Origin of the sequence: Streptomyces bobili (assembly GCF_002154575.1) — a bacterium.
Lineage (GTDB): Bacteria > Actinomycetota > Actinomycetes > Streptomycetales > Streptomycetaceae > Streptomyces > Streptomyces bobili.
On record NZ_MUBA01000013.1, the window covers coordinates 47,118 to 68,136 of the forward strand.

General features: G+C 72.0%; 13 protein-coding genes and 1 pseudogene. 5 read left to right on the top strand and 9 right to left on the bottom strand.

Translation table 11 applies throughout. The features are described from left to right. Positions 1-106: 106 nt before the first annotated feature. Complete coding sequence (locus BZL64_RS01390) at positions 107-1,696, bottom strand: glycosyltransferase family 4 protein (RefSeq protein ID WP_244205138.1); 1,590 nt, start codon at positions 1,694-1,696, stop codon at positions 107-109. A 343-nt stretch (positions 1,697-2,039) separates the two neighbouring features. Here BZL64_RS01390 and wecB point away from each other — a divergent pair, with 343 nt between their 5' ends. From wecB to BZL64_RS01410, 4 genes are all read left to right on the top strand, one after another. After that, a complete protein-coding gene (gene wecB / locus BZL64_RS01395; RefSeq protein WP_086765192.1) occupies positions 2,040-3,116 on the top strand; it encodes a non-hydrolyzing UDP-N-acetylglucosamine 2-epimerase in 1,077 nt (358 codons plus the stop codon). A gap of 149 nt (positions 3,117-3,265) precedes the next feature. Beyond that, positions 3,266-4,591 (top strand): glycosyltransferase family protein, encoded by a 1,326-nt coding sequence (locus BZL64_RS01400; RefSeq protein WP_086765195.1) that lies wholly within the window; start codon positions 3,266-3,268, stop codon positions 4,589-4,591. Next, positions 4,588-6,234, top strand: a complete 1,647-nt coding sequence (locus BZL64_RS01405) for a glycosyltransferase family protein (RefSeq protein WP_086765201.1) — start codon at positions 4,588-4,590, stop codon at positions 6,232-6,234. The genes BZL64_RS01400 and BZL64_RS01405 overlap by 4 nt, the downstream gene beginning before the upstream one ends. Positions 6,235-6,245: 11 nt before the next feature. Beyond that, positions 6,246-7,376: an acyltransferase family protein gene (locus tag BZL64_RS01410; RefSeq protein ID WP_086765205.1), complete on the top strand. Its 1,131-nt coding sequence runs from the start codon at positions 6,246-6,248 to the stop codon at positions 7,374-7,376. A 66-nt stretch (positions 7,377-7,442) separates the two neighbouring features. Here BZL64_RS01410 and BZL64_RS01415 read toward each other — a convergent pair whose 3' ends face one another. From BZL64_RS01415 to BZL64_RS01450, 8 genes are all read right to left on the bottom strand, one after another. After that, positions 7,443-8,726, bottom strand: coding sequence for a nucleotide sugar dehydrogenase (locus BZL64_RS01415; protein ID WP_086765209.1), 1,284 nt, complete (start codon positions 8,724-8,726; stop codon positions 7,443-7,445). Between the two features lie 9 nt (positions 8,727-8,735). Beyond that, positions 8,736-10,415 (bottom strand): glycosyltransferase family 2 protein, encoded by a 1,680-nt coding sequence (locus BZL64_RS01420; RefSeq protein WP_086765213.1) that lies wholly within the window; start codon positions 10,413-10,415, stop codon positions 8,736-8,738. 110 nt (positions 10,416-10,525) lie between these two features. Further along, on the bottom strand, positions 10,526-11,503 hold the full coding sequence (locus BZL64_RS01425; RefSeq protein ID WP_425276007.1) for a Gfo/Idh/MocA family protein: 978 nt from the start codon (positions 11,501-11,503) through the stop codon (positions 10,526-10,528). A gap of 38 nt (positions 11,504-11,541) precedes the next feature. Beyond that, a complete protein-coding gene (locus BZL64_RS01430) occupies positions 11,542-12,657 on the bottom strand; it encodes a DegT/DnrJ/EryC1/StrS family aminotransferase (protein ID WP_086765219.1) in 1,116 nt (371 codons plus the stop codon). Positions 12,658-13,094: 437 nt separating this feature from the next. Beyond that, positions 13,095-17,144: an Rne/Rng family ribonuclease gene (locus tag BZL64_RS01435; RefSeq protein WP_086765222.1), complete on the bottom strand. Its 4,050-nt coding sequence runs from the start codon at positions 17,142-17,144 to the stop codon at positions 13,095-13,097. A 277-nt stretch (positions 17,145-17,421) separates the two neighbouring features. Beyond that, entirely contained in the window at positions 17,422-18,198 is a 777-nt protein-coding gene (locus tag BZL64_RS01440) for a TIGR03936 family radical SAM-associated protein (protein ID WP_086765226.1), read from the bottom strand. A gap of 48 nt (positions 18,199-18,246) precedes the next feature. Beyond that, positions 18,247-19,278 (bottom strand): hypothetical protein, encoded by a 1,032-nt coding sequence (locus BZL64_RS01445; protein WP_086765229.1) that lies wholly within the window; start codon positions 19,276-19,278, stop codon positions 18,247-18,249. A 52-nt stretch (positions 19,279-19,330) separates the two neighbouring features. Beyond that, a complete protein-coding gene (locus BZL64_RS01450) occupies positions 19,331-20,476 on the bottom strand; it encodes a glycosyltransferase (RefSeq protein WP_244205139.1) in 1,146 nt (381 codons plus the stop codon). Between the two features lie 199 nt (positions 20,477-20,675). Here BZL64_RS01450 and BZL64_RS01455 point away from each other — a divergent pair. After that, a pseudogene (locus BZL64_RS01455) lies at positions 20,676-21,019 on the top strand (hypothetical protein); the annotation flags it as partial.

Below are 21,019 nucleotides of genomic sequence, written 5' to 3' on the forward strand. Positions count from 1 at the left end.
TTCCGTTCCGGGGATGTGCCGTGGGACCGTCGGCCCGGTGGGGAGGGGCGGGGCGAACCCCGCTGCCGTTCCTCACCGGGCCGACTGGCCGGTCACAGCCGTCCCGTCAGACGGTGCTCTCGTTCCCGGAGCCCTCCGGCCCCGCCGTCGGGGCCGGCCTGCTCCGGTCCTTCGGCGCGGCCGGCGCCTGTGTGCCGGGCAGCAGCCGGCTGTAGATCTCGTCCAGGACGACGGCCTGCGCCTCCCAGGTCCACTGCGCCAGCAGCTCCGGGTCCTCGTAGGCCTTGCGGTAGCGGTCCGGGTTGGCGAGCACGGCCTTGACGGCGCGGACGTAGTCCTCGACGTCCTGGGCCTTGAAGACCTCGCCCTGGCCGGTCCTCTCCACCATCTCCGCCATGGTGCGGATGTCGCTGACCACCAGCGGGAGCCGGGCCTGGGAGTACTCGAAGAACTTGTTGCTCAGGGCCAGTTCGTGGTTCGCCAGGTGGTGCAGCGGACTGACCGCCGCGTCCGCCGTGGACAGGAACTCGGGCACCTGCCAGTGCGGCACGAACGGCAGGACGTGGACACGGTCGCCGACGCCCAGTTCCTCGATCAGTTCGATGATCTTGGCGGTGGCGGGGAAAGGCTTGCCCGAGGGCGGCAGGGAGACCAGCGCGACATGCACGTCGGGCATCTTGACGAGGCCCTCGATCATGGTCTCGACACCACGCACCGGGTTGATGCCGCCGCAGTAGGCCAGCAGCGGGGTGTCCTCGTCGATCCCGCACAGTTCACGCAGGTCCGGCGTGGGCTCTACGTCGGCCACCTCGTCCGGCGCCGGCTGCATCACCGGGGCGTTGAGGACGACGTACGGCGTCTCCTTGAGCTTGTGGCCCTTGACCAGCAGCTCGGCGAGCGAGGGGGAGACGGTGATCACGGCGTCGGAGAACACCGCGTGCTCCTTCTCCCAGGCCACGTGGCCCGGGATCCAGCGCTCGTGGTGGGAGTGCAGGCCGGGGACGAACTCGTGCGCGTCCCAGACCAGCTTGACCGGCCGGCCGGCGGCCCGGAGCCTGACGGCGGCACGGGCGCCGACGCCCAGCATGCGGAAGTCGTGCGCGTGGATCAGGTCGGGCTCGAGCTCGTCGATGTGCTTGGCGAAGGCGAGTTCGTAGTCCCACAGGTAGGGCAGCAGCTTGCGCCAGGCGCGCTCGCCCTTGGACACCTGCCAGAACTTGATGATCGCCTTGTCGAGCGGCGTGTCGAACTTCGTGCGCTTGCGCTTGGCCCGGCGCGTGGCACGGGACCGCAGACCGACCCACTTGCTGGTTGCCTTGGCCGCGACCTTCGGCACCATGAGCCGGGCCGGCGAACCGCCGGCGCTCGGCTTGCCGGGTCCGTCGGCCGTGGCCGCGGCCGCACGGAAGCGGAGGTCGGCGCGCCATGCCTTCACCTGCTGCTTGCGGAACGACGCGACGTCGGACGACCGGTACGCGAGCGGACTGCGGTAGCGCAGCCCCTTCAGTTCCTGCCTGCGGTGCGACAGCGGACTCGGCTTGGGCACCAGCCGGACCTCGGCTTCACCGATGTTCCAGGTCTGGATCTCACGGGTGTTCGAGATGCCGAAGAGGATGACGTCCCATCCCGCTTCCGCGGCGGACCGGGCCGACTTCTGGACGCGGGAGTCGTTCCTGACTCCGTTGTCCACGAGCATCACGATTCGGCCTCGGGATCCCTTGGGCCGGCGCTGCCCGTCAGCGCTGTCGAGCTCCATATATACGTGTGCCTTTCGTGATCTGAAGCTTCTGGCACGTTGCAGGAGCCCGCACGGAGGATCGAGCTCGCACACCAGTTCCGTTCAAAGCGGGCGTCTCGTGCATCGCACTTGCGCGCAGACGGCACGGCCACATAACCCGGCCCGCATCAAAGCATACCGGCAGTGAGCCCCAGGCCCCTGCCCAGCCCGCTACCGCCCCCGGGCAGGCGCCGTCAATGGCGGGCACGCCCGTATGATCGGGGTTCGGTCGTCAGTCGCTTATTCGGCAGGAGCAGTACACGTGAAGGTCATCAGTGTCGTGGGGGCACGCCCCCAGTTGGTCAAGCTCGCCCCCATCGCGGCCGCTTTCGCCGACACACCCCACGAGCACGTCATCGTGCACACGGGCCAGCACTACGACGCGGACCTCTCCGATGTCTTCTTCTCCGGCCTGGGCATCCCGGACCCCGACGTCCACCTGGGTGTCGGCTCGGGCGGCCACGGCGCGCAGACCGGTGCGGTGCTCGCCGCCATGGACAAGGTGCTGGAGACGGAGAAGCCCGACTGGGTGCTGGTGTACGGCGACACCAACTCGACCGTCGCCGGCGCGCTTTCGGCGGTGAAGCTGCACTACCGGGTCGCTCACCTGGAGGCCGGTCTTCGCTCCTTCAACCGGCGGATGCCCGAGGAGCACAACCGCGTCCTCACCGACCACGCCGCCGACCTGCTGCTCGCCCCGACCGAGGAGGCCATGCGCCACCTCGCGAACGAGGGCCTGGCCCAGCGCTCAACGCTCGTCGGCGACGTCATGGTCGACGTCTGCCTGCGCATCCGCGACGCCGTCCTCGCCGGTGAGCACCCGCGCCCGGCGCTGCCCGAGGGCATCGACGCGGACGCCCCGTACCTGGTGGCGACGCTGCACCGGCCGGACAACACCGACGACCCCGAGCGCCTCTCCGCCATCATCGGCTCGCTCGCCGCGCTGCCCGTCCCGGTGGCCCTGCTGGCGCACCCGCGCCTGGTGGCCCGCGCCGAGGAGCACGGCCTGAAGCTGAATCAGGGGTCGGTGCACGTCGGCCGTCCGCTCCCCTACGCCGGTCTGGTGGGCGCCGTCCTCGGCTCCGCCGGTGTCGTCACCGACTCCGGCGGTCTCCAGAAGGAGGCCTTCCTGCTGGAGCGCGCCTGCACCACCATCCGTCCGGAGACCGAGTGGGTCGAGACCCTCGAAGGCGGCTGGAACGTGCTCGTGCCGAACCCGCACGAGACGCCGGACTTCACGGAACTGGCCACCCGCCCCGCTCCCGACACCGAGCGCGGCACTCCGTACGGTGACGGGAACGCCGCTGTGCGCGCAGTGCAGGCGATCGTCGCGGGCTGATCCACGCCGCCCGTCCCGTCACCGTTCCACCAGTCTCTCGGAGCACCCCCTTGCGAAACGTGATCAAGCGCCTCAGCCCGCCGGCTCCGGGCGCGGTCCCGTCCGGCACCAGGACCACGGGGCCACGGCCCGACGGCGTCCGGCCGCACATGATCTACCTGGCCATCGGCTTCCCGCCGGCGGCGAAGAGCTGTGCGTACCGCATGCGCGAGACGGCGAACAAGTTCGTCGAACTCGGCTGGGACGTCACCGTCCTCACCATCGCGGAGGAGTCCTGGGAGCGGGAGTACGGCCTGGACCACACGCTCTCCGACCCGGTGGACCCGCGGGTGCGGATCGTCGAACTCCCGCTGGCCCGTGAGGACCTGGAAACCGACATCCGCCTGTTCACCGAGGACCGGGCGCTGAACCCGATCCGCTGGATGCAGCGGGAGCGGGCGCGCCATCTGGAGCACTTCCCCGAGCCGGTGTTCGGTGGCTGGCGGTCGGCGCTGGAACAGGGTGTCCTGGACATCCACCGCGAGTTCCCGGCCGACATGCTGCTGGCGAGCTGTGCCCCGTACGTGAACCTGGCCGCCGCCTGGAAGCTGTGGGAGACCCACAAGATCCCCTACGCGATCGACTTCCGGGACGGCTGGTCGGTCGACGTCATCGGTGGCGGCGAGGCCTTCACCCGGGACTCCGAGGCCGGACAGTGGGAGGAGCGCGTCCTGTCGGACGCGACCGCGATCTGGTGCGTCAACGACCCGATCGCGGACTTCTACCGGGACCGCTACCCCGAGCTGGCCGAGCGGGTCCACGTCGTGCGCAACGGCTTCGACCCGGACAGCGTTCCGGAGGCGCACGGCGAGCCTGCCGCCGAAGAGGGTCTGACCTTCGGTTACCTGGGTTCCGTGAACTTCAAGCCCGCGTTCCTGGCCACCGTCCTGGACGGCTGGCGCGCCGCGCGCGAGCGCGACCCGCTCGTGGCGCGTTCCCGGTTCGAGATCCGCGGCCACATCGGCGCCGGCGCCAGCCGTGAGGCCAACGCCCACATGACGCTGATCCGCCAGGCCGAGGCCGATGGGGTGCTGTTCGGCGGCCCGGTGGCCAAGGCGGAGGTCGCGGCGACCTACGGCCGCTGGGACGCCCTGGTCCTGATGCTGGTCGGCGGCCGGTTCGTCACCTCGGGCAAGGTGTACGAATTCATGGCCTCGGGGCTGCCCGTGGTCTCCTGCCACGAGGTGGACCACGACGCCTCGCACGTGCTGGCCGGGCACCCGCTGTGGACCGGCGCCGTCGGTCTGGACGCGGAGGGCATCGCGGACTCGTTCGTGAAGGCGGCCCGGATGGCCGTCGAGGCCACCCCGGAGCAGCGGGCCGAGGCCCGTGCACACTCCGCGAGGTTCACCCGCGGCCTGCTGATGACCCCGGCCGCCGAGCAGCTCTCCCATGCCGTTCGGTCCACGCTCCTCACCGGGGGCGCGGGGGCATGACCAGAGTCCGACGGGGGATCGGCGCGGTAGCCCGTGGGGTCCTGCACCCGAGGGTGCTGCGCACGGATGCGGGGGCCCGCGCCTGGCGGCTCGTGGTGACCGCGCCCGGACTGTCCGACGCGGTGCGTGCGCGGCTCGCCCGCCGGGTGGGCGGCGGCCTCGACCAGGCCAACCGCCCCGAGGGCGCGGTCCTCGCACTCAGCTCCGCGGCCCGCCGTACGACAGGTGCGCGCCACCGCGCCGACCTGCTCGGGGAGGCCGCGCGGGTCGAACTGGCCCGCGGCCGGGCCCCGCGCGCACTGGCCGCCGCCGTCTCGGCGGAACTCGCCTGGGCCGATGCCCGGTGGGCCGACGCGGACATCAAGGGGGCCGCCGCCTCCGCTGTGACGGCGCTCCAGCTCGCGTTCCACCGGGTGCTGCATTTCGACCGCACCAGCTCACCGCTCGCCGACGACCCGCGGGCCTACACAGCGCCCCTGCGCGCCGGCACGACGGTCCGAGCGCTGACGAAGCCGGCTGGCCGCGCCACCCCGCCCACCACCCCGGCCGGACGGCCGCTGCGCCTGCTCTTCGTCACGCGCGGCAACGCCAACTTCCTGCACCGGATCCGCGGCCACTACGAGGACCACCCCGATGTCGAGGTCCGCTCCCTGGACCTGCGCGACGAGCCGGCGCTCGACAAACTGGCCACCTCCCTGACCCGGATCGCCGCCCACCGTCTGGGCGGCGACGAGGAGTTCGGCCGCCAGGCCGAGGAACTCCTGCGTCCCCATCTGGACTGGGCCGACACCGTCTTCGTCGACTGGTGTGTCGGCCCCGCGGCGCTACTCACCTCCGTCGACCCCGGCACCACCCGGGTCGTCGTACGCCTGCACAGCGCCGAGACCTTCAGTCCGTGGCCGTACCTGGTCGACTTCTCGCGCGTGGACGACCTGGTGTTCGTGGGCGCCCATCTGCGGGACCTGACCGTGGCGGCCGTGCCTCAGCTGTCCTCGGACGCGACGCCCCGGCTGCACGTCGTCGCCAACGCCATGGACCTGGCCTCCCATGTCCGTCCCAAGGCGGACGACGCCCGGTTCACGCTCGGTCTGACCGGCATCTCGTCGGTGGCCAAGGATCCCCGGTGGGCGATCCAGGTGCTGCGGATCCTGCGCACCCAGGACACTCGCTACCGGCTGTTCCTGCTCGGCGAGGACGTGGACGCCAGGCTCAGCGCCGCGTCCCGCGCCTACGCCCGGCACTACCGCCGGGACGTGGCCGAACTGGAACCCTCGGGCGCCCTGCGCAGGCTCGGACAGTTGGACGACGTGCCCGCCGCGCTGACCGAGGTCGGCGTGATCCTCAGCTCCTCCGTGCGGGAGAGCTTCCACTGCGGGTTCGTCGAGGGTGCCGCGAGCGGGGCCGTGCCGGTGGGCCGGGACTGGCCGTTCTTCGCGGGCAAGGCCAACGGCGCCCGCACGCTGTTCCCCGCCGACTGGGTCGTGGGCTCGGCCCAGGAGGCCGCCGACCGGATCCTCGAGGTCACGTCGACCGCCGAGGGCTGGCGGAAGGCCGCCCGGGCGGCGTCCGCGCATGCCCTGGAGTCCTGGGACTGGCCGGTGGTGCGCGCGGAGTTCGACCGCCTGCTGCTCCCCGACCACTGAAGGACCTCTCCGTGACCTCGATACCGGCGCCCGGTCGCGACCGATTGCCGTCGCTGACCGGGCTCCGATTCTGGGCGGCGCTCCTCGTCGTCCTGTACCACCTGTCACGGCAGGTCGGCACCGTCCCCGTACTCAGCGAAGCGGTCTGGTACGGCCGTAGTGGCGTAACGTTTTTCTTCGTTCTGTCCGGCCTGGTGCTCGCCTGGACCTACGACGGTGCACACGTGCCCTCCAAGGTCTTCCTATGGCGCCGCTTCGCCCGGATCTGGCCGCTCCTCGCCGTCAGCACGGCCCTTTCGGTCGCCGTTTGGGCCGTCATGGACCGGGCCGTGTCCCTCAAGGCCGTGGCCGCGACACTGCTGTTGGTGCACGCCTGGTTCCCCGAGCCGGTCATGTTCACCGGCGGCAACCCGGCCGCGTGGTCACTCACCGACGAAGCCTTCTTCTACCTGGTCTTCCCCGCGCTGCTGGCCCTGCTGGCAGGGCGGCGCGCCGGCACCTGGGCGTGGACCGCGCTCGCCGTCACCTGCGCGGCCCTCGTCCTGTGGCCCGCACTGTCCGGCCTCCAGCCCACCACCCGCAGCTGGGCTCTGGACTACCTGCCGCTTACCCGCTCGCTCCAGTTCGTGCTGGGCGTGGTGGCTGGGCTGGCCCTCAAACGCGGCTGGCGTCCCCCCGTCTCCCTGCCGGTGGCCGTCGGGCTCGTCGTCGCCTGGCATCTGGCCCTGATCCCCTGGCACCACGCCGTTCCCGACGCCCTCTGGTACAGCCCCTACACCGCCTCGCAGTGGCTCTCGACACCGATCTTCGCGGCCCTCATCTGCGCCGCCGCACGCGACGACCTCGACGGCCGCCGCACCGGCCTCGGCGGGCCGTGGATGATCCGGCTGGGCCACTGGTCGTTCGCCTGGTACCTCATCCACGAGATCGTGATCCGCGCCGCCGTCTTCCACTGGGGCAAGCCCGCCCCCGGCGGCGCCACCCTCGTCTTCTGGGCGGGCGTCCTCCTGGCCAGCCTGGCCGCCGCCGGCGCCGCCTACCAGTGGGTGGAACGCCCCGCCGAGCGATGGCTGCGCCGGATCGGCCCCGCCGTCCGCCGCACCCGGCAGCCTGAGATCCCCGCGCCCGTGAACGCTCGCTGAAACGCCTCCGGCCCCTGCCCGTACGAATACGGGACAGGGGCCGGAGGCGTGGCCCCACGGGGCAGTTCAGCCGCCGATGACAACCCGCCGGACGCCCTTCCAGGCCTCCGGGTCGGTCGTACGGCGACCGTCGACGAGGACCGTGACGTCCGGCAGGTCGGCCGGGGTCAGCGAGCGGTACTCGGCGTGGTCGGCCTGGAGGATCGCGGCCGTGACCTTCTCGCCGGCGTGCGGGGTCAGACCGTGCGCCGCCAGCTCCTCGTCCGTGTACATCGGGTCCGAGACGAACGGAACCGCGCCGCGCGCCTTGAGCGCCTCGACGGTCGGGAAGACGCCCGAGAACGCGGTCTCCTTGACGCCACCGCGGTAGGCGGCGCCCAGCACGAGCACGTTCACCCCGCTCAGGTCGCCGTAGGCGGCGGCCAGCAGGTCGACGGCGTACTCCGGCATCGCGGCGTTCGCCTCACGCGCGGAACGCACGACGGTCGCGGCCGGGTCGTTCCACAGGTACATCCGCGGGTAGATCGGGATGCAGTGCCCGCCGACGGCAATGCCGGGCTGGTGGATGTGGCTGTACGGCTGCGAGTTGCAGGCGTCGATGACCTTCTTGACGTCGATGCCGTTGCTGTCGGCGAACCGCGCGAACTGGTTCGCCAGGCCGATGTTGACGTCCCGGTAGGTGGTCTCGGCGAGCTTGGCCAGCTCGGAGGCCTCCGCGGTGCCCAGGTCCCACACGCCGTTGGCCTGGGGCAGGTCGGCGCGCTCGTCGAAGTCGAGGACCTGCTCGTAGAACTCCACACCGCGCGCCGTCGAGGCCTCGTCGACGCCGCCGACCAGCTTCGGGTAGCGGCGCAGGTCGGCGAAGACCCGGCCGGTCAGGACGCGCTCCGGCGAGAACACCAGGTGGAAGTCCTCACCGGCGGTCAGGCCCGAACCCTCGGCCAGCATCGGCGCCCAGCGGGTGCGCGTGGTGCCGACGGGCAGCGTGGTCTCGTACGAGACGAGCGTGCCCGGCTTCAGACCCTGGGCGATCGCCTTCGTCGCGGAGTCCATCCAGCCGAAGTCCGGGGTGCCCTCGGCGTCGACGAACAGCGGCACGACCACGACGACGGCCTCGGACTCGGCGACCGCGGACGCGGTGTCCGTCGTCGCGCTCAGCAGCCCGGCGTCGACGGCCTGCTTGAGCTTGACGTCGAGGTCGTGCTCACCCGGGAAGGGCTCGACACCGGCGTTGACCAGCTCGACGACCTTCTCGTTGACGTCCGCACCGATGACCCGGTGCCCCTTGGACGCGAACTGCACGGCCAGCGGAAGCCCGATCTTGCCGAGCGCTACTACACAGATGTTCATGGACGGTGGCTACTTCCTTCTGGAACCGTTCGGCTTCTTGGAACCGATCGACTTCAAGCCGACGGCACGGGACTTCAGCCTCCGGGCGAAACGCAGCAGCGCCTCGCGGGCCAAGTCCCTCTTCGGTGGGTACATCCGGGCCGTGTCGATCACCACGCGGCCCTTGTCGTTCACCAGGGCCGACGCACGGTACGGATCCGCGTCCCGGCCCCACCGACGGGCCAGCGGCATGGGCAGTCCCTTGCCGCGCACGGGGATCTCGTACGTCCGCCCCGCGAGGTCCAGGTAGACCCGGACCCCCAGCTTGGCCGTGACCTTCTCGAGCGGGACCCGGGCGTGCAGCATGGTGCCGGAACCGCTCTCGGCGGGCTTGAGCGTCATGTCGCCCACCGGCGCCGGAAGGCTGTGCCCCTCCTTCAGCCGGCGTGCCCCTGGCTTGTCCGCCGACTTGGGCATGGCGCCCTTGACCAACCGCAGCACGGCCCCGCCGACGTCACCGACGACGGGCACCCGCACGGACGCGGTGTAGGTGAGGCCGTCTCCCTGCTGTTCCCAGTCGGAGCCGAGCAGCTCGGTGCCCTGTGCCAGCGGACCGGGGACGGACTCCCCGAGCAGCTCGTAGGTGCGGTCGGACAGGCCGATGCGCGGGTCGCGGAAACCGGGATAGCGGGCGAAGGCCCGACCGCCCTCGAGGAGGTACGTCGTGCCGCGCTCCTGCTCGGAGGTGATCGCGTCGCACAGCTCGTCGATCGCCCCTGCGTGCGCCAGGGCGATGCGCACCCGGCGCTTGACGTCCATGGCGTCGCGGATGCCGTCGGTGAAATACGCGTCGGCGAGCCGCGCGATGCCCGCGCAGATCTGTCGCTGCACCTCACGGTCCAGGCCGGGGAAGTCGTCCTGGACGAGCTTGGCCAGCTCCCAGGTGAAGTGCCGGCGCAGCACGGCGTCACGCTTCGAACCGGCCTCGATGAGCTCGGCGGTGAAGTCCATGATCTCCGCCGTGGCCCGCAGCCGCGCCAGATGGTCGGCGCGGTAGGTGATGTTGCTGGCGTCGCCCCGCTTGACCGCGAAGTAGCAGATGTAGTCGGCCACCACCGAGATCTTCCGGGCGCGCACGCACGCCTCGATGGTGAACGGCTGGTCGCTACCCACCGGAAGGTGCTCGGGGAAGCGCAGCTTGTGCTTCTCGACCAGTTCCCGCCGGAACAGTTTGGTGTTGGCCAGGGTGAACGGCAGTTCGGAGTCGTACAGGCTGACGTCCGGGTCGTTCTCCTTGTACAGCGCCTGATGGACGTACCGGCCGTTGGTGCCGACCATCTTGCCGACCACGACGTCCGACTCGTTCTGGTCGGCGCACTCCACCATGCGCTCCAGGGCTTCCTCACCGAGGTAGTCGTCGGAGCCTATGAAGTACACGTACCGGCCGGTGGCCACCTCCAGCGCCCTGTTGCTGGGCGCGGCCGGGCCACCTGAGTTCTGCTGGTGGAGCACCTTGACGATGTCCGGGTGCAGCGCCGCGAACCGGTCGAGTTCGCGGCCGCTGTCGTCGGTGGAGCCGTCGTCGACGGCGACGATCTCCAGCCGGTTCCGTCCGATGGTCTGTCCGAGGAGCGAGTTCAGGCACTCCGTCAGGTAGGGCATCGTGTTATAGACCGCGACAATGACGCTGACGTCAGGCGCAGTACTCATGCTCCGGCTCCTGGTCTCCGACAGCCGATGGCCGGCTGGGTCCTGCGGGGAAGGTCTCACAGAACATAGGAGTCCCGCCGAGCACACACCGTTCCCCCGATGAGTGACGCTCAGCTGCCATGGAGGGCCAGGTCCTCCGGCTGAAGGGAAACGCTGACGTTCTCCGACGCGGAACGCAGAACCGCCGCCGCGACCTCCACCGTACGCATGCCCTGCCGCAGGGTGCAGATGTCGGCGGGCTCGCCGAGCACCGCGTCCCGGAACAGCTCGTGCTCCACCTGGAGCGGCTCACGCTTGGGGATGGCGTAGCGGATCATGTCGCCCTCGGAGACACCGCGGAAGGCCTGGAGGGCCTCCCACTCGGTGGTCACCGCCGCGTTGGAGTGGAAGGTCAGGTCGGCGGTGAGGGTGTCGGCGATGAAGCAGCCGCGCTCACCGGTGACCGAGGTGAACCGCTCCTTGAGCGGGCTCAGCCAGTTCACCAGGTGGTTGACCATGGTGCCGTCGTCCAGGCGGCCGACCGCGGAGACCATGTCCTCGTGCTCACGACCGCTCTTGGAGACGGTGTGGGCGGCGATGGACACGTACTCACGGCCCGTCACCCAGCCGGTGAGGTCGATGTCGTGCGTGGCCAGGTCCTTGACCACACCGACGTCCGCGATGCGGTGCGGGAACGGCCCCTGGCGACGGGTGACGACCTGGTAGACGTCACCCAGCTCACCGGCCTCCAGGCGGGCGCGCAGCGAGCGCAGTGCCGGGTTGCACCGCTCGATGTGACCCACACCGGCCACCAGACCGCGCGACTCGAAGGCCTCGACGAGCCGACGGGCCCCGTCGACGGTGTCGGCGACCGGCTTCTCGATCAGCGCGCAGACGCCGGCCGCGGCGAGCGCCAGACCGACCTCCTCGTGCAGATGAGTGGGGCAGGCGACGACCGTGTAGTCCACGCCCATCGCGATCAGTTCTTCGACCGTGTTCAGGACCGGCGCACCCTGCGCGGCACCGAACTTGTCGCCCATCGGGTCGACGACGCCGACGAAGTCGACGCCGTCCAGACCCGCCAGGACACGGGCGTGGTGACGCCCCATCGAGCCGAGGCCGACGAGTCCGGCCCGCAGAGGCTTGGTCACAGCTGCTCTCCCAGCGCGTTCACGGCGGTCACGATGCGCTCCAGGTCCTGCGCCGACAGCGCGGGATGCACGGGCAGCGAGACGACCTCGGCCGCCGCCCGCTCCGTCTCGGGCAGGTCCCAGGTGCGACCCGCCTTCTGGTCCGGCTCCCAGTACGGCTTGAGCCGGTGGATCGGGGTCGGGTAGTACACCGCGTTGCCGATGCCGGCCTCGGTCAGCTTGGCCATGGCCGCGTCACGGTCGCCCAGGATGCGCACGGTGTACTGGTGGTACACGTGGCGCGCGCCCTCGGCGGCCTTCGGCGTCACCACGTTCGGCGCGGTGATGTTCTCGGTGAGGTAGGTGGCGTTGGCGATGCGCTGCTCGGTCCAGCCGCCGAGCTTGGCGCGCTGCACGCGGCCGATCGCGGCGGACACGTCCGTCATCCGCACGTTGGCGCCGACGATCTCGTTGGCGTACCGCTGCTCCATGCCCTGGTTGCGCAGCAGGCGCAGGGTCCGCGCGGTCTCCGCGTCACCCGTGGAGATCATGCCGCCCTCGAGGCTGTGCATGTTCTTCGTCGGGTAGAAGCTGAAGGTGCCCGCGGCGCCGAACGCACCGACCGGCGTGCCGTGCAGCGCCGCCGCGTGGGCCTGGCAGGCGTCCTCGACGACGGCCAGCCCGTGCTGCTGCGCGATCGCCATGATCTTGTCCATCGCGGCCGGGTGGCCGTAGAGGTGGACAGGCATGACGGCGGCGGTGCGCGGGGTGATCGCGGCCTCGAAGGCGGCCGGGTCCAGGCCGAAGCTGTCGGCCTCGATGTCGGCGAAGACCACGTCCGCGCCCACCAGACGCACCGCGTTGGCGGAGGCGGCGAACGAGAACGAGGGGACGACGACCTCGTCGCCCGGACCGATGCCCAGCGCGAGCAGCGTCAGGTGCAACGCCGAGGTGCCGGAGTTGACGGCGACACAGTGGCGTCCGTCGACCAGCTCCGAGAACTCCTCCTCGAAGGCGGCCACCTCGGGCCCCTGGACCACCCGTCCGCTCCGCAGCACGCGAACCGCGGCCTCGATCTCGTCCTCGCCGATCACAGGCTTGGCGGCCGGTATGAACTCATGGGCGTCGGTCATCGACATCCCCTCCTCTACGGCGACCTCAAAGGCGCGTCGTGCTTCTTCGGGAAGGGGCCGCGTCGATCTCAGCACGGCCGCATCCCTGGGTGTCCACCGCTGCCTGTGGGCGGGCGAACGGCTTGTACACAGGACCCGCCCCCCGAGGGTTCCTTGCGGGAATACAGCCGTATCCGAGCCGGAGGGCCGGATGTGCTGGTCGGCTGCGGTCGTGGCGGGCATGACTGTCCCCGCCGAGACCACGGTTCACGTTACCAGCACGGAGACGGCAATTTTCCCCAGGGTTACCACAGAGAAACCTGGCCTTGAGGTGCGCTCCATCACAAGCAAGACACAGAGTAACTCTCGCGTGAACGCCGGGCGACGCGGCACGACGCGAGCGGCGGCGTGCGGCACCCGGTTGCCACCGGGCGTCGCACGCCGTCGCTCGCGGGAGGTCAGTCCTGCGTGTTGGCCGAGACGGACGGGGCGCTCTGCTGCGCCGCCGCCGTCGTCTTCGACGCCGCCTTCTTGGCCGTCGTCTTCTTGGCCACCGTCTTCTTCGCGGCCGTCTTCTTCGCCGCGGTCTTCTTGGTGGCGGCCTTCTTCGCCGTGGCCTTCTTCGCCGTCTTGCGGGCGGCCGTCTTCTTGACCGGGGCGCCCTCCTCCGGCTCCTCGGCGGCCTCCGCCTCGGCTTCGGCCGGGGCCTGGGCCGGGGCTTCCGCCGCGGCCGACGGGACGACCACGACGGCCGTCTCCTCGGGCGCGGTGGGCGCGGTGGCCTTGCGCACGGCACGGCGCCGCGGGCGGGCCGGGGCCGCACTGTCGGCGACCGGCTCGGCCACCTGCTCGACGACCGGCTCGGCCTGCGCCTCGGGCTGCTCCGCCGGAGCCTGCGCGGGCGCGGACTCGGCGACCGTCACGACGGCGGCCTCCGCCCCGGCGGGCGAACCGGCCGGCGCGGACACCTTGCGGGTGGCCCGACGGCGCGTACGGCCCCTGGGTGCGGCCTCCTCGGCGACGGGCGCCTCGACGACCGGGTCCTCGACGGCGACCGGCTCGGCGTGCGCGACGGCGGCCTCGGCCGGCTGCACCGGACGCTCGGCCTCCGCCTCGGCGGACACGTCCTGCGCCGTGGGAACCTCCGCCACCTGCTCGGACACGGCCTCCCGCCGCGGCGCACCGCTCCTCGGCGCACCCGCGGGGGCCGAGGCCCGGCGGCTCGACCGGCGCCGGCCACGACCGCGGCCCGCCGCGGCCTCCGCCTCGGCGACGCTGCTGTACAGCTCGTCGTCGGGCTCGAACTCGGGCACCTCCAGGGCGACCGGCTCGGCCACCTCGGCGGCGACCTCGGCCGCGGTCTCGGCTTCCTCGCCCGCGCTCACCACGGTCTCGGCGGCGACCGTCTCGTGCTCGTGGTCGTGCTCCAGGACATCGCCGCCCCGGCCGCGCTTCTTGCGCTTGCCGCCGCCACCGATGGCGGTCGGCTGGTCGAGATGGACGATGACACCGCGGCCGTTGCAGTGGACGCAGGTCTCGGAGAACGACTCCAGCAGGCCCTGGCCGACCCGCTTACGGGTCATCTGCACGAGGCCCAGCGAGGTCACCTCGGCGACCTGGTGCTTCGTACGGTCCCGGCCCAGGCACTCCAGCAGGCGCCGCAGCACGAGGTCCCGGTTCTGCTCCAGCACCATGTCGATGAAGTCGATCACGATGATGCCGCCGAGGTCGCGCAGCCTGAGCTGACGCACGATCTCCTCGGCCGCCTCCAGGTTGTTCCTGGTGACCGTCTCCTCGAGGTTGCCGCCCTGACCGGTGAACTTGCCGGTGTTGACGTCGACGACGACCATCGCCTCGGTCCGGTCGATCACCAGCGAACCGCCGCTGGGCAGCCAGACCTTGCGGTCCAGGGCCTTGGCGAGCTGCTCGTCGATCCGGTAGGTGGCGAAGACGTCGACCTCGGAGGTCCACCGGGACAGCCGGTCGGCCAGGTCCGGGGCGACGTGCGAGACGTAGCCGTGGATGGTCGACCAGGCCTCGTCACCGCTGACGACGACCTTGGTGAAGTCCTCGTTGAAGATGTCGCGGACGACCCGGACGGTCATGTCCGGCTCGCCGTAGAGCAGCGTCGGCGCGTTGCCGCTCTTGGCCTTCTTCTGGATGTCCTCCCACTGCGACTGGAGCCGCTCGACGTCGCGGCGCAGCTCGTCCTCGCTCGCGCCCTCGGCGGCGGTGCGCACGATGACGCCCGCGTCCTCGGGGACGATCTTCTTGAGGATGCTCTTCAGCCGGGCCCGCTCGGTGTCGGGCAGCTTGCGGCTGATGCCGGTCATCGAGCCCTCGGGGACGTACACGAGGTAGCGGCCCGGCAGGGAGACCTGGCTGGTCAGACGGGCGCCCTTGTGCCCGATCGGGTCCTTGGTGACCTGCGCGAGAACCGGCTGGCCCGACTTCAGGGCGGACTCGATGCGGCGCGGCCCGTTGGCCATGCCGAGCGCCTCGAAGTTGACCTCACCGGCGTACAGCACGGCGTTGCGGCCCTTGCCGATGTCGATGAAGGCGGCCTCCATCGACGGCAGCACGTTCTGGACCTTGCCCAGGTAGACGTTGCCGACGTACGAGGTCGACTGCTCCTTGTTGACGTAGTGCTCGACGAGCACGCCGTCCTCCAGGACGCCGATCTGCGTACGGTCGCCGTACTGACGGACGACCATCACGCGCTCGACGGCCTCGCGGCGGGCCAGGAACTCGGCCTCGGTGATGATCGGGACGCGACGGCGGCCCTGCTCACGGCCTTCCCGGCGGCGCTGCTTCTTCGCCTCCAGACGGGTCGAGCCCTTGATGGACTGGACCTCGTCGGACGGCTCGGTGGCCTTGCGCGGCTCGCGGACCTTGACGACGGTGCGCTCCGGGTCGCTGTCGACCGGCTCGGCGTCGGTGACGCCGTCCCCGGCGCGGCGACGACGGCGACGACGGCGACGGCTGCCCGCGGTGGAGCCTCCCTCGTCGTCGGCGTGGCCCTCCTCGGCGTCCTCGTCCTCCTGCTCGGCGGTGTCCTCGGCGTCCTGGGCGGCCTGCTCGGCGGCCAGCTCGTCGGTGTCGACGTCACCGGAGTCGCCGTCCGCGCTGTCACCGCGACGACGGCGACGGCCGCCCCTGCGGCGACGGCGGCGCGACGCGCCCTCGTCGGTGTCGTCGTCACCGTCGGCGCTCTCGTCGGCGGCCTCCTCGGCCTCCTCCGGCTCGTCCTCGTCCTCGGCGGCGGGCTCAACCGTCCTGGTCGGCTCCGCGGGCTCCTCGGCCGGGCCGGCACCGCGGCGCCTGCGGCGGCGGCGCGGACCGGTCTGCTCCTCCGGAAGCTCCTCGGCGACCTCGACCGGAGCCGTGGGCTCCTCCTCGACGGGCTCCTCGACCTCGGCTGCCGCGGCCTCGGCTGCGGCGCGCTCCGGCGTCTGGAAGCGGGGCTCGGTGAACACGGGCGCCTGGAAGACGGCGACCGCGGGGCGGGTGGGACGACGCGGGGTGTCCTCCTCCTCGCCGGCCGGACGCGGGGGCGCGGAGAATCCGACGGCGGCCCGGGTGACGCGCCGACGCCCACGGCGGGGGCCGGCTGCCTCCTCCTCGGCCTGCGGGGCGGGCGCCTCGGGCGCCTCCTCCTGCACGACGGCGGGCTCGGCGGGAACCTCGGCCTGCTCCGGCGCCTCGGCGGGCGCGGCAGCGGCGCGGGCGGCCCGACGGCGCGTGCGACGCGGGGCCTCCTCGGCGGCGGGCGTCTCGGCGGGCTCGGCCTGCTCGACGACGGCGGGCACGTCGGCGACCTCGGCGACGGTCTCGGTGACCTCGGCGGCCTGCGGCGCACCGGTGGGCGCCGTCGCCCGGCGCGTGGCCCTGCGGCGGGTCCGCCCCGCGGGGGCGGCCTCGGCCGGTTCCGCCGTCACGGCGGCCTCGGCAGCCGCGGGCTCGGTGGTCTCCGCGACAACCTGCGTGGTGTCGGTCTGCTCCGCGGCGGCGGGTGCCGTCACGGTGCGGGTGGCCCGGCGGCGGGTGCGGCGCGGAGCGGCCTCCTCGGCGGGGGCCTGCTCCTCGGCGGCGGCGACGGCCGGCTCTGCGGCGGTCGCCGGCACCACGGTCTCGGCGGCCTCGACCGCGGCGGGAGCACCGGCCGGAGCACCGGTGGGCGCGGACGCCCGACGGGTGGCCCGGCGGCGCGGACGCGCGGCGGGGGCGGCCTCTTCGGCGGGTGTCCCGACGGCGGTGGCCTCCGTCGTCTCTTCCGCGATGTCCTCGGCGGTCTCGATGTTCTCGGTGTCCTCCGCGGCCAGGTCGGCGACGGACTCGGCGGCCGGTATGGCCGACGCGACGGTCTCGGCCGAGGTCTCGGCGGCACCGACCGGCGGACCCGCCGGTCGGGAAGCGGCACGGCGCCGACGACGCGGCGGCAGGGTGTCGCTCGGGCTGTTCGTTGCGGAGTCCGGTACGGACTCCGTGGATTCGGTCGGTTCGAGCATGCGGGCGTATCTCCCGTCAGGCTCCCGGGCGCCGCGCTGGTCCGGCGCCGATCACAGTGGATCGGTCGCCGTTGACGTCCGCGGCTCGCGCTGTGCGCGGTGCCGCCGTCCGGGGCGCGGGCGCCGCACGGGAGCTCTCTAGTGTCCTGTCTCGCCGGTTCCGTACACCGAATGTGCACGGCCTGGCGAAAGTCTTGTGGTCGGTGCGCTGCCCGACCCAGGTGGCTCCCGAGTGCGAGGGCTGCGCTACGACGTGCGTCCCTGTGCGGAACCTTCCCTACGCCGGCGTCTTCGCGGCGGCAGTCACATCGGCCGTGGAAAGGGCCTCGGCTGCCTCGCGGTCGGGCGCGAGCGGGTCGGTCACCACGCCGGTCTCTTCATCGAACAGCCCCTGCGCCAGCCTGGTCACCCCTGCGGGGACCGGCGGCGCCAGGTCGGCCACGGCGCGAAGACCGGACAGGACGTCGTCGGGTCGAACGGCAGGCGTCACGTGCCGAACAACCAGCCGCAGTATCGCACAGGGCTGGTCCGTCGGCCTATCAGCCTGTGGATTCTGTGTTTCAGGGTGCGTTTCAAGGTGCACGACGGCGGAGCGGGCGTCGAAGGTTCTGACGCCGTTCTTCATCAGTCGCTGGACCTCGACGGTGTCGGCCGCGTTGAACGCGGTCACCGCGCGATCGGCTTCCGCGGGGTCCACGCCGGACAGGCGCATCTCCCACACGGAGGCCGTGAGCCGGTCGGCGAGACCCGACGTACGGGCCTCCACCGCGTCGACGATGTCGAGCCCGGTGGGCAGAGACTCGTCGAGCAGCTCACGCAGCTTCTGCGGGTCACGCGCCTCGGTGAGCGCGATCTCCAGATACTCCGCCTCGCTGCCCGTGCCGGTGGGTGCGGCATTGGCGTACGACACCTTCGGGTGCGGCGTGAACCCCGCCGAGTACGCCATCGGCACCTCGGCACGGCGCAGCGCGCGCTCGAAGGCACGCTGGAAGTCACGGTGGCTGGTGAACCGGAGGCGGCCGCGCTTGGTGTAGCGCAGTCGGATGCGCTGCACCGCGGGTGCGGGCGGCGGGCCTTCGGGCTGTCGCTTGCCCAGTGTCGTTCAGTCCTTCGTGAGAGCGGTCGTACTGCTATCAAGAGTACGTGTCTCGCGCCCGGAAGGTTCCCTGCGGGCCACGGGCTGCGGCCGGCGGGGCTCGCCGAGGAGCAGCCGTCGCACGTCGGCGCGTGCCTGCCGCACGGACGCGCGGGCGGCGGCCAGGGACTGCCGGACGGTACGGCCCACGGCGCGCGCCGCCGCTGCGGCGGGCCGCAGCACCACGTCCCGGACGACGTGCCCGACCGGGGTCAGCACGTTCCGGTACACCCAGCGCACCGGCTCCACGAAGATCCACCGCAAGAGGGTCCCCAGGAAGCGTCCGACGGCGAGCGAGATGTACCCGGCGACCCGCCAGGCATGCCGCAGGGCGTCCCACACCTCCCGTCCGACCAGGGCGAGGACCCGGCCGACGGGCGCGAGGACCCACCGCCACAACGCCAGCGCCGGCAGCACGAAAAGGACCCGCGTCACCCAGTACAGGACCCAGCCGACCCCCCTGACCAGCAGCGCGAGCAACCGCCCCACCCCCAGCACACACCAGGCGACCGCCCGGCCGACCGGGGCGAGGAACCAGTCGTACAGCCAACGGGCGGGTACGACGACCAGGTACCGCGCCAGCCAGGCCAGGGCGGCGGCCAGGCCGATGACGGCGGGCGTCAGCACGCGCGCGTACAGCCAGAGCAGGGCGTGGCCGACGGGGGTGAGGAGGTAGCGGTGGCACCAGAGCAGCGGGGCGACGACCAGCACTTTCCCGAGCCAGGCCAGGGCCTTGCCGACGGGGACGACGACGTACCGCCACAGGCCCACCAGAGGCAGGACCACGAGGACCCTGCCCAGCCACAGCAGGGCCCGGCCGAAGGGGCGCAGCAGGAGGTCGTTCAGGAAGCGGCAGGCGACGACGAGCGCGTCCCAGGCCATCCGCACCGGCAGGACCAGTACGAGCGCGACGATCCGCACGGGCAGCCGGATCGCGACGACGAGGCATCCTTCGGGCTGCTGCGGGGGCTGCCGGACGGGCGGCTTGTCGAGGTCCATACCTGCGAGGACGCGGGAGCGGCCCGTCCGGATCCCACCGCACCCGCGGTTCTCATTTCCGGCGCCCCGGCCTCGCGCCCCGTCCCGCCTTCGGGCGGCGGCCGGGAGCGGACGGCTTGGGCAGTCCGACGGTCCGCCGGGCGGAGAACTCCCGGTTGATCTCGGTCTGCCTGCGGATCGTCTCGGGCAGGTCGGGCATGGCCAGCAGACGGTCGCAGGCGCGCAGCGCGCCGGCCAGGTCGCCCACCCAGTGGGCCGCGATGGAGAACTCGAAGAGCAGACCCCACCGGTAGACCCAGGACCTGGTGAACAGCAGGTCGTCGGGCTCGGGGCGGCCGACGACGTCGGCGAGGAGGGCGTACGCGGTGCGGTGACGGCCCTTCAGCCGGAGCCGGGAAGCCAACTCGTAGACCGCTTCCAGGCGTTGCGGGCGGCCCTCCCACGCGCGGGTGAACGCGTCCATGGCGCCCGGCCAGTCATCGGCCCGCTCGGCGCGCAGGGTCCCTGCCTCCAGGAGGGAGCAGTACACCTCCTCCGGCCAGCCGCCCATCGCCGCGCGCCGCTCGTAGAGGTCGATCGCCTCGCGCGCGTGGCCGAGGTCGCGTTCGGTGTTGGCGAGGTAGAACACCGTGCGCGGGTTGTCCGGATCGCGGGCGAGTTCGGCCCGCAGCAGACGGGCGTCGCGGGCGAACTTGTCGGCGCGGCAGCCGCCGTCGGCACGGTCCTCGATGACGAGCGCGTCCAGGTTGCGCTGGGCGTCGGGCCCGTCGGTGCACGGATACTCGTGGGTGACGCCCTCATAGCGCCACGCCCGGTCGCCCCGCATCAGGTGCTTGAAACGGTGCTGGGTGCCCGGCGTGTCGTAGCGCAGCAGGTACGAGTCCGCCGTCAGCCGGGGCAGCGGGGCGTCCTGGCGCAGTACGTGGTCGGCGTCGAGGGTGAGGAGGTAGTCGGCCCTGCCGCGGGCGCTGCGGATGTTGCGGGTCCGGTTGTGCCCGAAGTCGACCCAGGGATCCTCGTGGAGTTGGCCCGGGATGCCGGCCAGCGCGGCGCGGATCAGGTCCTGGGTGCCGTCCGTGGAGCCGGTGTCGGAGATGACCCAGGTGTCGATCAGGTGCCGGACGGAGGCCAGACACCGCTCGATGACCTGTGCCTCGTTCTTGACGATCATGCAAAGACAGATGGTCAGCTGGGTCACGGCCACACGCTGGCACACCGCCGCTCCGCCCCCTCTCCCCCGACACGGGCAGTAGCCCATCGGACCCACTCCATTAATCCGATACGTCGATAAACGGGCGCGTTCGCCGCCGGTACGCCCCTCCGCCCGACGTGCCCCGGTCAAGCTCACGCCGAGTTCGGGCGCCCCGCCCGGACCTCTTGAGGCAAGGAGCACACAGATGAGTCCTGATTCCAGGACGACCTCGCCGTTCGGGCCACTGGCCAGGGACGCGTTCAGGAAGGCCGGCATGGTGGCCTCGCTGGCGCTGGTGCTGGCGGCGGGCGTCGCGAGTCCGGCGACCGCGGCGGCGCGGGCGGTCACCGGCCAGGCGGTCACGGCCGACCCCTCCGGCGGCGACAAGTGCAAGAACGACCACCCCAGGGCGGGGGACGGGACGAGCGCCTCCGGCGGCAAGGAGTGCAAGGGCCCGACCGGCCCGACGGGTCCACAGGGCGCGACGGGCGCCACCGGCCCGACGGGCGCCACCGGGGCAACCGGCACCCAGGGACCCACGGGTCCCTG